Annotated in this window: 11 protein-coding genes; 5 read left to right on the top strand and 6 right to left on the bottom strand. The window is 63.1% G+C overall.

The genetic code is table 11. The annotated features are described in order from the left end of the window. Positions 1 to 87 precede the first annotated feature (87 nt). The 4 genes from APM_RS16185 to APM_RS16170 all read right to left on the bottom strand — a co-directional run bounded on the left by APM_RS16185 (position 88) and on the right by APM_RS16170 (position 5,273). A complete protein-coding gene (locus tag APM_RS16185) occupies positions 88 to 1,035 on the bottom strand; it encodes a DUF2493 domain-containing protein (protein ID WP_050807211.1) in 948 nt (315 codons plus the stop codon). 344 nt (positions 1,036 to 1,379) lie between these two features. Further along, positions 1,380 to 2,441, bottom strand: a complete 1,062-nt coding sequence (locus APM_RS16180; RefSeq protein WP_039889014.1) for a toprim domain-containing protein — start codon at positions 2,439 to 2,441, stop codon at positions 1,380 to 1,382. Between the two features lie 76 nt (positions 2,442 to 2,517). Continuing rightward, complete coding sequence (locus APM_RS16175; RefSeq protein ID WP_007424458.1) at positions 2,518 to 4,695, bottom strand: ParB/RepB/Spo0J family partition protein; 2,178 nt, start codon at positions 4,693 to 4,695, stop codon at positions 2,518 to 2,520. 95 nt (positions 4,696 to 4,790) lie between these two features. Then, on the bottom strand, positions 4,791 to 5,273 hold the full coding sequence (locus APM_RS16170; protein WP_241763181.1) for a hypothetical protein: 483 nt from the start codon (positions 5,271 to 5,273) through the stop codon (positions 4,791 to 4,793). A 173-nt stretch (positions 5,274 to 5,446) separates the two neighbouring features. Between APM_RS16170 and APM_RS16165 the strand changes: the two genes are divergently transcribed. Beyond that, entirely contained in the window at positions 5,447 to 5,713 is a 267-nt protein-coding gene (locus APM_RS16165) for an AbrB/MazE/SpoVT family DNA-binding domain-containing protein (protein WP_083818700.1), read from the top strand. Further along, a complete protein-coding gene (locus tag APM_RS16160; RefSeq protein WP_007424456.1) occupies positions 5,710 to 6,123 on the top strand; it encodes a type II toxin-antitoxin system VapC family toxin in 414 nt (137 codons plus the stop codon). The genes APM_RS16165 and APM_RS16160 overlap by 4 nt, the downstream gene beginning before the upstream one ends. A gap of 29 nt (positions 6,124 to 6,152) precedes the next feature. Here the strand turns inward: APM_RS16160 and APM_RS16155 are convergent, their stop codons facing one another. Continuing rightward, complete coding sequence (locus APM_RS16155) at positions 6,153 to 6,704, bottom strand: hypothetical protein (protein ID WP_007424455.1); 552 nt, start codon at positions 6,702 to 6,704, stop codon at positions 6,153 to 6,155. A gap of 282 nt (positions 6,705 to 6,986) precedes the next feature. After that, positions 6,987 to 8,177, bottom strand: a complete 1,191-nt coding sequence (locus tag APM_RS16150) for a hypothetical protein (RefSeq protein ID WP_039889011.1) — start codon at positions 8,175 to 8,177, stop codon at positions 6,987 to 6,989. A 340-nt stretch (positions 8,178 to 8,517) separates the two neighbouring features. Between APM_RS16150 and APM_RS16145 the strand changes: the two genes are divergently transcribed. The 3 genes from APM_RS16145 to APM_RS16135 form a co-directional block, all read left to right on the top strand. Further along, positions 8,518 to 9,228, top strand: a complete 711-nt coding sequence (locus tag APM_RS16145) for a hypothetical protein (RefSeq protein ID WP_007424453.1) — start codon at positions 8,518 to 8,520, stop codon at positions 9,226 to 9,228. Then, on the top strand, positions 9,229 to 9,831 hold the full coding sequence (locus APM_RS16140; protein ID WP_039889009.1) for an RES family NAD+ phosphorylase: 603 nt from the start codon (positions 9,229 to 9,231) through the stop codon (positions 9,829 to 9,831). A 504-nt stretch (positions 9,832 to 10,335) separates the two neighbouring features. Then, positions 10,336 to 11,953: recombinase family protein (locus tag APM_RS16135; RefSeq protein ID WP_007424451.1), on the top strand; the 1,618-nt coding region annotated here is incomplete at its 3' end.

Below are 11,953 nucleotides of genomic sequence, written 5' to 3'. Positions count from 1 at the left end.
TGACGGTCAAACTCCTGTCGGCGGCGATCCCAGGACTTGCTTCTTATTGAGAGAGTGCGGCTCTTCACCTACTTCGCAGACGGAACCTCAGCCGCCTCCACCCTCGCCGAAGCGCCACACCGGGATGCCGAGGACGCGCGCCTTGTCGGCGAGGTTCTCGCAGATGCCGGAACCGGGGAAGACGATCACCCCGATCGGCATCACCTCCAGCATCCGGTCGTTGCGCTTGAATGGTGCGGCCTTGTTATGCCGGGCCCACTCGGGCTTGAAGGCGATCTGAGTGACCTTGCGGTGATCGGCCCAGCAGGCGGCGATGCGTTCTGCACCGCGCGGGCTGCCCCCGTGCAACAGCACCATGTCGGCGTGCTTGCGATGTACCCGGTCGAGGGTGGCCCAGATGCGGTCGTGGTCGTTGCAGTCGACCCCGCCGGTAAAGGCGATGCGGGGTCCGGCCGGGAGAAGAATTTCGGTCTCGGCGCGGCGCTTGGCGGCGATAAAATCGCGGCTGTCGATCATCGCCGCGGTGAGGGTGCGATGGTTGACCATCGATCCAGCGCGTGGGCGCCAGGTTGAACCGGTGTGGTGCTCGAAGAGGTCGGCGGCGGCATCACGGAGGAGTTCGAAGGCGTTGCGGCGCTCGATCAGCGTCAGCCCTTCGGTGATCAGTCGTTCCAGTTCGACCGATCGGATTTCCGAGCCGTCCTGATCCCGCTGACTGCGGCGCTGGTGGTCCTCATTGGTGTCGAGCGCGCGCTGCACCCGGTCGGCGGTGCGGTGGAACAGATTGACCTGTGACCAGAGCAGATCGGCGAGATCGGGTTCGAGACGCGTGTCGGTAAAACTGGTGACCAACACATCGAAAATATCGGCGAGGGCGCCCTCAAGATGGGTGGCTTCGGGTAATGGGCGCGGGTCGGGTTCGTCCTGGAAGGGGCGATGGCCGAAGAGTTGCAATTCTTCGAGGACCCGGGCGGTCGGAGATGCAGCGTGGACGGGCTCAAAATCGTGGTGCTGAGGGAGCGGGTTGGTCGCCATGATCGGTGTCCTTGTTCGGGTGGCCGCGCCCATCGCGGCCTTCACGGCGATGCTTTGGCCGGGGCCGGGCCGGGGCTGCACCGCCTGCGGCCGGAGCGCAGCGGAGGACGGCGGGCGGCGGCTATTTTGCCTCGCGATGCAAAGCGGCCGGTGTGAAACGTTGCGGCTCGTGTGGGCTGATGCCCGGCCGCGGCGGAAAATAGTCGCCGCCCGCCGTTGCGGCTCCGGCCCGGCTCTGGCCCGATCGCCGCTCTCAGAAGGCCGAGGGCACGGCCCGCTCCCGAACGCAGGACAGGCGGTACCGGCGGCCAATTTCTCGCACCCACGCCGATTGATCAGCCCATTCACGCTGTAATCCCTTTGCCAGGGTCAGTTGATGCAAAACGCGCGGCATCCTCCGGGGTGAGTTGGACGCGCAATCGTGCCCGCACGGCATCCGCACCGAACCGGCGCAGATCGGCATTAAAATCGTTGGTCACCGGCCGGAGAATCCGCACCTCGATCCCGGCCGATCTGACCCGCTTGCGCAGTCGCATCGCCGCCTGACGGCCAGCCTTGTCATTGTCGCGCGCGATATAGAGGCGGCAAATCGCGGGCGGCAGAACCAGGGCGGCAAGATGATTGGCCGATAGGCACGCGACCATCGGCAGTTTGGGCAGAACGCATCGGAGCGACACCATCGTCTCGATGCCCTCGCCGGCCGCCATCACGTGGTTCGCCATACCGAAGCGGACGCCGTGACCAAGAAGATGGCCCATCGCACGCCGTGGGGTCGCGACAGGCGCCTTGCCAAAGCCGGTGGGGTCGAGCCAAGTGCGGTGCGCACCGGTGATCCTGCCGTCGAGATCGGTGACGGCGGCGATCAACGCAGGCCAAATCTCGGTTGGTGCTTCGGCGTATGGCCGATAGTAGCAGCGCGGATGGAATCGAAGGGCAGCGCTTCCGTGGAACGCCGTGATGCCGCGCCAGCGCAGATATGTGTCGGCGATGGTGCCCGCAATCGGCTGCGCCATTGCGAACAGACGGCGTGCCGCTTCGGGCGATCCCCGCGTTGCTCGGGATGGCACGTGCCCGAAAGGTCGATCAGCGGGATTATCGCGCGGCAGGCTCAGGAATACTTGCGCCTCGTCGAGCACGTCGCGGAACCGATCGAGGCCACGGTTCAGGGCGATGAGGTCAAGCAGATCGCCATGCTGAAACGTGGCTCCGTCGGTCCAATTGCCGGCGGCACCCTTGCCGCTTTCAGGTCCGGTCAAGCGGACGAACAGGCTGCGGCCGGGCGTGTTGGCGACGTCGCCCACCAGCCAATAGCGACCCTCGCGATGGCCATTGGAGAGATAGTAGCGGCAGACTGCCTCGGCATCGCGCGCAAGGCGGCGTGCCAGTTCGGACGCTGACATCGACATGGCACCGGCATTCAAAAAGAAAGGGACCCGTCACGATCGACAGGTCCCTATGGCTGTATGGGCAGGCCGCTTGGGCTTATTCGGCAGCGACTGCGTGATCGTCCGTCGGGGACATCGTGGTGTCAGATTCTGTCGGGTCAATAGGGGCTTCGTCGCCGTGAGCCGCCGAATGTTCAACTGCCATAGTGGTGGCAGCCACCTCCGCGGTTTCGGTATTTTGGTCCACGATCGTGGCGGGCATCTGCCAGCCCGGCGTGCGCAGCGGCTCCGGCAACCAGCCCGAGCCGGCAAGAAGTTCCTCGGCCCGAACCGCCATCTCACCCTTCTTCAAGTGGTCGATGGATTGAGCCTGGGCATCGCCCCTCGCCTCCCGCACGGCGTCCAGGATGCGCGCCTTGGTCACCCGGCCAAGGAAGTTATCGACGGTCGGTGACCACCCGGCGGCGACCATGTCGAGCGAGGCGGCGTCCGCCAGGCGGTCGGCGTGTGCGATCGCCTTGGGCCGGCGGCTCCAGGCCTCATGAACCGCGTTGACGGTCAGCGACACGCAATGGGCGAACAGCGCTTCGCGGCTGTCGGTGTCAAAGCCCAGCAGCGCATCCCACAGCGTACCCGGCTCTTCGGGAAGCTGCACGGCCCAGCCGCGATGCCGCGCATCGACCCGCGCCGCTACGGACGTGTCGGCCAGCCCCGGCGCCTGATTGCCGAACATCACGCTCTTCGGCTCGATCTCCAGACAGGAATCCGAGCCGTAGCGATAGAACAGCTTGAGGCAGAGAACATGCAGCACGGCGAGGAACGCCGTTGCCGGGTCTTTACCGAGCGCTTCGCGCAGTGCTAGCGTGCGATACGCGGTGAGCTCGGTCAGCAGTTTGTCGGGGAGCGGCCGGATACCCTCGTCTTCCTCCGGGGGTTCCGGTTGTGGCGGGGCACCGTAGCCCGTTGGCGCCGCACTCGCCACATCGGAATGCGAACCGGATTGAGAGCCCGCCAGTTCGTCGTCGTCGGCCTCTTGCCGGGTGTCACCATATGATCCGCTGTCACCGTCTGGATCGGACATCTCCGGCTCGGCGGCCCGCGGCTCGTCCTCGGCACGCACATAACCGCGCTCGACACGCAGCCGCCCGGAACCGTCGATGCTGACAAAGGCGCCAGCCCGCGCGATATCGACGGTGTCGTAGATCACCGGCCGGCTCTCGATCGCGGTCAACGTGGTCTCGATTTCGCCCAGGCGCTGCTCGACCGCGTCCGGCAGTTCATCTTGATCCGCATGGGCTTCCTCGAGCTGTTCGGCCTCGGCCCGCAACGTTTCGATGATTGCGCTCTCCGCCTCGGTCAAAGGCGGCTGTTCGCCGACGATCAGCCGCAGGCCATAGGTATGGCCATAGGGGAAATCGATCGCCACTTCGACCCATTTCCAGCCTTCGGCACGGATCATTGCCGCGTCACGTTCCAGCGTCTCGCAGACGACGCGCTGGAGCAAACCGGCATCCTGCAGCCAGCCGCCATCGTCCGGCTGGAACAGATCACGCATGACGGCGCCGCCCGCAGCTGCGTAGGCGGCACCGGCATACTGCGCCCGCTTGTCGGAACTGCGCACAGCCCCTTCGGTCAGCAGCCGGCGGATCTGATACGGCTCCTTGTTGTAGGAGCGCTGGATCGCCTCCCAGACCTGCTCCTGGCGCTCATGATCAGAGCTGACCGTGAAGGCCATCAACTGGTCGAGCGTCATGCCGTCCTCGGCATAGACGTCGAGCAGCTTCGGCGAGACTGCGGCAATCCGAAGTCGCTGCTTCACCACAGTAACGGCGACGAAGAACGCCGCGGCAATTTCCTCCTCGCTCAGCCCCTTCTCCCGCAGGGTAAGGAAGGCGCGGAACTGATCGAGCGGGTGCAGCGGTGCGCGCTGGACGTTCTCCGCGAGGCTGTCCTCTTCGGGAATGCCCTCGGTGCGCACCACGCACGGAATGGGCGCGGTGCGGCCCAGCCGCTTCTGCTTGACCAGCAATTCCAGCGCCCGAAAGCGGCGCCCGCCAGCGGGGATTTCGAACAGGCCGGTCTCGGCACCATCGGCGTCGAGCACCGGCCGCACGGTCAGGCTCTGCAGCAGGCTGCGCCGGGCGATATCCAAAGCCAGCTCCTCGATCGAGACACCGGCCTTGATCCGCCGGACGTTGGCCTGGCTGAGCACCAGTTGGTTGAAGGGGATATCGCGCGAGGCGCTGAGGGTGATCTTCTGAACGGTCTTAGTCATGTCGGGAACTCCGCGACGGGCGGCTGGAAGCCACTCTCCCAACCTATCGCACCGTCACGAATCTTCGGTCCGCCCTCTCGCTCTCGATGACGGCCTCAAGCCCCGCCGTCGCCGCCGAGATCCTCTGCCGGTCCATTCGGAAGATTGAACACTTCGGCACCGGCGGCGCGATAGGCGGCGGCAACCACGGCCAAAGGCGCGTAGCTGAACGCGTCGTGCGGCAACGGATCAGGCGGCATGCCGACAGCGATCATCGGTCCCTGCAGCGCCAGCCGCACCACGGCGGCAAAATCGAGGCGCCGACTATCGATCACAGGCAGCCCCGCTTCGATACAGGCGGCCTTGATCGGCTCGGCATCATAGCCGGAGAGCCGGGCGTCATCGTCGTACCAGAGGATAAACCCGCCCCGGCCGATCGAAAGATGACCACCCTCGGTCGCCAGTGCCCGAACAATCAGGTCGTCGTAGCGGTGATCGTCAGATTTGTTTGCTGCGGCTTGCATGATCTGTCTCCATGACGGAACAGCCGGGAGCCACTCTCCCTGATCTATCGACCCGTCACGGAACGCCGGCGGCACTCTGGCTCTCCCGAGAGCCGGGGGGGGGGGGAGAACCCGGCTGACCACTTTCTTGATCGCGCCGGGCTCGCCGACTTCCTCCCGTCCTGTCTCTTTGTGGCTACGCTCGAGCTGATCCGATCGTTGCGTCCAGGCTCGGAATATGCCAGACTATCCTGTAAGGAGAATCTGCCATGTCGCGCACAGTTGTTGGAAAATGGGGAAAAAACCTTGCCATTCGCGTACCCATGGACGTCGCGCGCATGGCGGGTCTGACCGACGGCGAAAAGGTGGAGATTGAAACACAGGACGGCGATATCGTCGTCCGCCGGCGGGCGGCGCATGCTCAGGCGCGCCAGGACGCGGAGAGCGCGGCCGAGGAAATCATCGCCGAGAGCCGCAGTCATTCCCTCGGTGGCATTTCCATCCGGGACCTGCTCGACGATGGACGGCGGGGATGAGCCTGGTGCTCGATGCGTCCATGACCATCGCCTGGCTGTTCGACGATGAGCGGACGCCTGCCGCTCACGCCGTGATGCGCCGTGTGGTCGCCGAGGGCGCGATCGTGCCCTCGCTGTGGCGGATCGAGGTTGCCAACGTGTTGCGCAATGCGGTCAGGCGCGGCCGCTGCGACGAAGCCTATGCCGACCGGTCCCTGACGCGGCTTGGACGCCTCGCGATCAAGAGCGACGAGGAAACCGACAGCCATGCCTGGGGTGCGACGCGAACCCTGTCGCGGGAGGAAAATCTGACGCTTTACGACGCCGCTTATCTCGAACTGGCCGTCCGCAAAAGCGCGCTACTGGCGTCCTGCGATGCCGCACTGCTGGCGGCGGCGGCACGCCGGAAGGTCAACGTGCTCACCGCCTGATGCTTGCGGCGTCCGCGTTCGGCTATCGTCTACGTACCGCCCGAATGTTCGCCGTTGTTGACGGAAATGTTGTGCGTTTCATCCGCAGTGCCGGTCTCGATCTCGGCAAGGCAATCTTCGAGGAAGTCGTTCGTCGATTGACCTTTGATGCCATCGGCGGTGATAAATGTCGCCATGCCGCCCCATCCATCCGGCCGCATCCGGCTACAGGTGAAGGCCGAGACCGCCGTGATATAACGAAGCGTGGGCGAGCGCTTCACGATGCTTTTGAACAGAAACTCCCACGATGTCATGCTGAGATCCAGCTCGATCTCGTCCTCGTCCGTGGATGCTTCTGAAAGTTGCTCCGCGATGTAGGCATTTGCGTCGCTGTCGGCCGCTTTGGACGCGGCCAGAGCGGTTTTGAGTTCAGAACGGTTTATCCAGATCATGTTGGCCGGACATTCATCGGCATAGAAATACAATCCGTCGCCATCGGGTTCGGCACTGAAGATATGGGAGAGCAGAAGACGTTCCAGCGGCGTCATGTCCACGTCCGGAATCGTTGGCTGAATGACGGTAGGCGTGTGATAGTTGGCCATGTTCTTATCTCCAGAAATGCAAAAAGCCCAGCACGCGCCGGGCTTTTGAATGGGGGTGGATGGGAACTGGAAACGGGTGCGGGGCGGCCGAAGCGGCCCCGCGAGGCGAGGATCCTTCCGTCACAGTGACTCCGGGTCGAATCATCCTGGTAAATCAACGATGCCTCGACGCCATCGTCTGCGGCCAGAAGGCGCGGGCCGCGAGAATGAAGTCAGAAAGTCAAGAAAATGCCCAAATCAGAAAGTCGTGGAATCAGGATGCGCTTCTCGGCTTCACGGCAATCAAGCGGCACGCTCCAGCAGAATCTTGGCCTTGCCCTCAAGCTCCAGCCTGGTGTCCTGATGCGGCTTGGAGCGGGCGAGCGCGGTGATGCCCTGCACGAAATCAAACACGCTCTCGGGAGGTCGGCCTTCTTCGTCGAGAACCGTGGCGATGACCTTCGCCGTCTCCGTCTTGCTGAAGCCGTACTTGCGGAGGAAGGCGTCTCGATCCTCATCTTTTCGGGCAACGATCGCTTCGCGTGCGGCCCGAATGCCGGCGATGAAAGGCGCCGGCGAGGAGGTGGCGAAGCGTTCCAGCGCGGGTGCAGCTTGGTGGGCGAAGCGATGCGCGGCGAACTTGCTGTGCCGGATGCTGATCTCCTCGAAGCCCTCCACGCCCCACAAATTGCGGTTCATGCACACCGCGCGGAGATAGAACGAGGCGATGCCGAGCGTCTTCGAACCGACCTCGCTGTTCCAGCAATAGAAGCCGCGAAAGTAGCGATCAGGATCGCCATTCGGCAGGCACCCCGCCTCGATCGGGTTTGTATCGTCCACCAGGAACAGAAAGACATCGCGGTCGCTGGCATAAAGCGTGGTCGTGTCCTTGGTCACTTCGACGTAGGGGTTATGGGTCATGCTCGACCAATCGAGCAGACCTGGCACTTTCCAGCGCGTGTCGCCGGTACCATCGCCGGCGATACGCATCACAGCAGCGACCAACTCATGGTCCCAGATGCGGCCGTAGTCAGGGCCGGTCACCGCTCGCAGTTCGATTCGGCCGTCTTCGGCCTCCAGCGTCTTCACCAGCTCGGCCCGGTGCGACAGCAGGCCATGCTGCATGTTGATGCCGGCCAGCGGCGCCGGCAGCTGGCGCAGATATCCAGCGGGCGCACCCACCAGGCTGCACATCTGGCCGAACGACCAATGGGTTGGTGCGACCGGCTCGTCGCGGCCGGGCACGATCAAGGACATCCGCTCGGCGTCGTCGCGGCTCGCCTCGACACGCAGGTTTCGGGTCTCGACGGTGCGCGCGGTGGCGCGGTCCGCCCGCGCGCGAACAGCGCCATAGAGGGCGCTCAGCGAAAGGTAACGCTCATCATCCGGCCGCGAGAACCACTCCGATGACACCCGGCCGATGCGCTCGCCACGCGAGATATCGACCTTGTAGGCGCCCGAGACGGTTGGTGTGGCGATGATCTCGCCAGGCATGTCGGTACGGCTCGAGGGAACAACACTTTGGTTCATGGGACTTCTCCGCGACAGGCCGGCCAAGAGCCTCTCTCTCAGCCGACAGACCCGCCATGGAAAGCCGCTCGCCACTCTCCCTCTCCAAAACCGGAACGTGCCGCCATCCCGCGCGGGGTCACGTCGCGGATGATGTTGAAATTGCTTTGGCGGCGTCTCCGGTTGGGCGAACATGGCGGCGTAGCCTGCCGTCACGGCTGAAAGCCACGTGGGTATTGCAGGTGCTTGCGAGTCAGGTCAATTCTCCTGACAAACTTGACAAACCGGATGAGACTGACAAAATTGAGTGCATCAGGAGGCGCTCATGGCGGTCAGCAAGTCGATCAAGATCGGTGATAGTTCGAAAGATCGGGAAGGACGGATCCGGGTCCGCAGCGAGGCAGCGTCAGCGATTGCGGCAAGCCGGTCGGCAAGCGAGGTAACCGAGGTGACGGTCGCCAAGGCATCCTTTCTCATGCTCCGCGAGCATAAGGGTTCGATGCGCAAATTGTTGACGAGCTACGCCGCGGCCGCGTCCAAAGCCGAGCGACTGGGACACCCTGTCGACATGATCATCACGGTGAAGCCCAAGGCGGAGCCCGCGATCGTCGCCCGGGCTGCCAGAGGCGATGCTCTGGATCAAGCTCTGGCTGCGGGGCGCGCGCGGGGCACGATCCGGGTGGCGGATATCCTGAAATCTTCTGACATGGTGACAGCGCGAGAATTCGCGACGCTGATCGGCGCGTCGCACGAGACGGTCAACCAGAAGCGGAAGACGGGCGAGGTTCTGGCGCTGGCAGGCGCCACCCGTGGGCTGCGATATCCGAAGTGGCAAGTCACGCCTGATGGCCGCCCTCTACCCGGCCTCGCCGATCTTTTCCGGGCGTTGGGCGGGCATCCTTGGACCGTCTACAGATTCCTGCTTCAACGTCATGCGGAACTAGGCGGCGGGACAGCGCTCGACGCGCTGAAACGGAACCGCGTCGAGCAGGCGCTGGCGGCGGCGCGCAACCTGTCGGAAGGCACCTTCGCCTAAATGTCGAGCGGTACCCATCCGCCCGCGAAGTTTGCGGGCCGGTCCCTCGTCATCAAGCTCGAAGCCGCCGGCAACGTCTGGCGAAGGCTTTACGCGTCCAGTCATTCCGACCCGTTGGGTTATGGAACTGCGTTCAGCCGCTTCAGCGACCCTACGGGAAGGGCATTCGGGGTGATCTATCTCGGCTCGACGGTCAAGGTCGCGTTTGTTGAAACAATCCTGCGGGATCGAGGTGAGGGCCATGTCGATCCCGTCCCGATCCCCTATGCCGAACTGGCAGGATACACCTGTGCGGCGATCTCCATTATCAAGGAACTGCGACTGGTTGACCTGTGTGGCGATGCCGGATTGAGGATGGGGATACCTACCGATGTCGTCGGAGCGAAGGATCAGAAATTGTCGCGGGTCTGGTCAAAAGCCTTCCATGACCATCCCGATAACGTGGACGGCATTGTGTATCCGTCCCGCCTGAACGAGGAGCGGAATATCGCGCTCTATGCACGCGCGTTGCCGAAGCTGAAACCTATCGAGACACCCGCACTGATCGACTGCAGGAACGATCTTGCGGGCATTATCAGGGATCTCGATCTCGCGATCGTCTGATCATGATCCAAGGCGGGCGACGCCACACTATTTGAGGTCCGCCACAAATTTCGCATCCGATCGATCTATTGCGCAAGGCGCAACTCGGCGCCGCGAGTCACGGACCTCACGGGTCACCATTTCCCTCGAACATCCTCATCCGCCCGCTCCGCATACGTGTGCGCAAGTATTTGCCGCCAAACTTTCGATAAAAGCGCCGGTCGTCAGAAATCGCGCGGTCGAAAGTCTCAGCATCTCCCCAGCGTCGCAGGGCCACCCTACTGAATGGAATGTTGATTTCGCGTAGCAGTGCGGTTTGACAGCAATGGAACCCAAGATCGTTCCCCTACCAATACCTGACGGGTCGCCACACGACGGGCTGCGCTTTACGCCAGATGGCACGGGGCTGGACCCACGGCTGGTCGCGATGGTGCGATTACTCGCTAGACAGGCGGCCGATGCGTATTATGATAAGATCGCGGCGCCGACAGAGGATCAACCGCCACAGCGCTGAGAAGGAGGCTCATGCCGAAGGTCGCCTTGTATGCCCGCTATTCGTCGGAGAACCAGCGCGATGCCTCGATCGAGGACCAGTTGCGGCTGTGCCGGTTGCATGCCGAAAAGCAGGGCTGGACGATCGTCGATAGCTACACGGACCGGGCGATCTCCGGCGCATCATTGCTCCGACCCGGCATTCAGGAGCTGATCCAGGACGCGACACGCGGCCGATTCGAGATCGTCTTTGCCGAGGCGATGGACCGACTTTCACGTGATCAGGAAGATATCGCCGGTCTGTTCAAGCGCATGCAGTTTAGCGGCGTGCGCATCGTCACCCTCTCGGAGGGTGATGTCACTCACCTGCATATCGGCCTGAAGGGCACGATGAACGCCCTGTTCCTCAAGGATCTGGCCGACAAGGTGCGGCGCGGCCTGCGTGGCCGGGTCGAGCACGGTAAGTCCGGTGGGGGCAATTCCTACGGCTACGACGTGGTCAAGAAGTTCGCTGCTGATGGCGATCCGGTACGGGGCGATCGGACGATCAACGAGGCTGAATCCTCGGTAATCCGCCGCATATTCGCAGATTATGCCGCCGGTAAATCGCCCAAGCGCATCGCGACGGAGTTGAACCGGGATCGGATCAAAGCGCCCAGTGGCGGCGACTGGGGTTTCAGCACGATCAACGGCAATGCCAAGCGCGGCAATGGCATTCTCAACAACGAGATGTATATCGGCCGGCTGGTCTGGAACCGGCAGCGCTTCATCAAGGATCCTGACAGCGGCAAGCGGGTCTCGCGGATGAACCCAAAATCGGAATGGATCACCCTGGACGTGCCCGAACTGCGCATTATCGACCAGGATTTATGGGGCCAAGCGAAGGCACGTCAGCGCTCGGTCAAGGCTGACCGGGAGACCGGCGATTCCAACCGTCTGCATGAACGCCAGCGTGGCAAATACCTGCTCACCGGCCTCACCAAATGCGGCAAGTGTGGCGGCGGCTATTCGATGGTATCGGCCGATCTCGTCGGCTGCTCGACGGCGCGCAACAAGGGCACCTGCGATAATCGGCTGAACATCCGGCGCAACCAGCTCGAAGCCCGGGTGTTGACGGCGCTGAAAGACCATCTGATGAACCCGGAGCTCTTCGCGGTGTTCTGCGAAGAGTTTACCCGCCGGATGAACGAAAGGCGTTTAGAGGCCAGTGCCAGTCTTGCGGTCGCCCGTGCTGAATTAAAGCGGGTCGAGCGAGAACTAGAGAGGATTTTGGATCTCTACCTCAAAGAGGCGATGTCGGTGGAGATGGTCAAAGAACGGAGCAACAAGCTCGAAGCACGGAAAGCCGAACTTGTGAAGATACTCGCTTCCTCTCAGGAACCCCCACCCGTTCTGCATCCGAGCATGGCGGTGATCTACCGCGAGCGGGTGGCGGCGCTGCACGACGCACTGCAGCAGGATGATACACGGGCTCAGGCAGCCGAAGTCATCCGCTCACTGGTCTCAGAGATTGTACTGACGCCGCAGGGTTCTGCCTTGCAGATTGACGTTCGCGGTGATCTCGCCGGTATTCTGACGATTGCGGCGGCTGGAAAACAGCAAAAGAGCCCGCCCCTTGCGGGAACGGGCTCTGGTGGATCGCAAGTCATGA

This window comes from Acidiphilium sp. PM, from assembly GCF_000219295.1.
In the GTDB taxonomy this organism is placed as follows: Bacteria; Pseudomonadota; Alphaproteobacteria; order Acetobacterales; family Acetobacteraceae; genus Acidiphilium; species Acidiphilium multivorum.
Note: the sequence above shows the minus strand (reverse complement) of the source record. Positions and strands in the feature narration are given on the sequence as shown.

Coding starts and splice junctions, on each gene's coding strand:
- APM_RS16185 (WP_050807211.1), bottom strand. CDS start 1,035: ATGGCGACCAACCCGCTCCCTCAGCACCACGATTTTGAGCCCGTCCAC.
- APM_RS16175 (WP_007424458.1), bottom strand. CDS start 4,695: ATGACTAAGACCGTTCAGAAGATCACCCTCAGCGCCTCGCGCGATATC.
- APM_RS16180 (WP_039889014.1), bottom strand. CDS start 2,441: ATGTCGATGTCAGCGTCCGAACTGGCACGCCGCCTTGCGCGCGATGCC.
- APM_RS16160 (WP_007424456.1), top strand. CDS start 5,710: ATGAGCCTGGTGCTCGATGCGTCCATGACCATCGCCTGGCTGTTCGAC.
- APM_RS16145 (WP_007424453.1), top strand. CDS start 8,518: ATGGCGGTCAGCAAGTCGATCAAGATCGGTGATAGTTCGAAAGATCGG.
- APM_RS16155 (WP_007424455.1), bottom strand. CDS start 6,704: ATGGCCAACTATCACACGCCTACCGTCATTCAGCCAACGATTCCGGAC.
- APM_RS16165 (WP_083818700.1), top strand. CDS start 5,447: ATGTCGCGCACAGTTGTTGGAAAATGGGGAAAAAACCTTGCCATTCGC.
- APM_RS16140 (WP_039889009.1), top strand. CDS start 9,229: ATGTCGAGCGGTACCCATCCGCCCGCGAAGTTTGCGGGCCGGTCCCTC.
- APM_RS16150 (WP_039889011.1), bottom strand. CDS start 8,177: ATGCCTGGCGAGATCATCGCCACACCAACCGTCTCGGGCGCCTACAAG.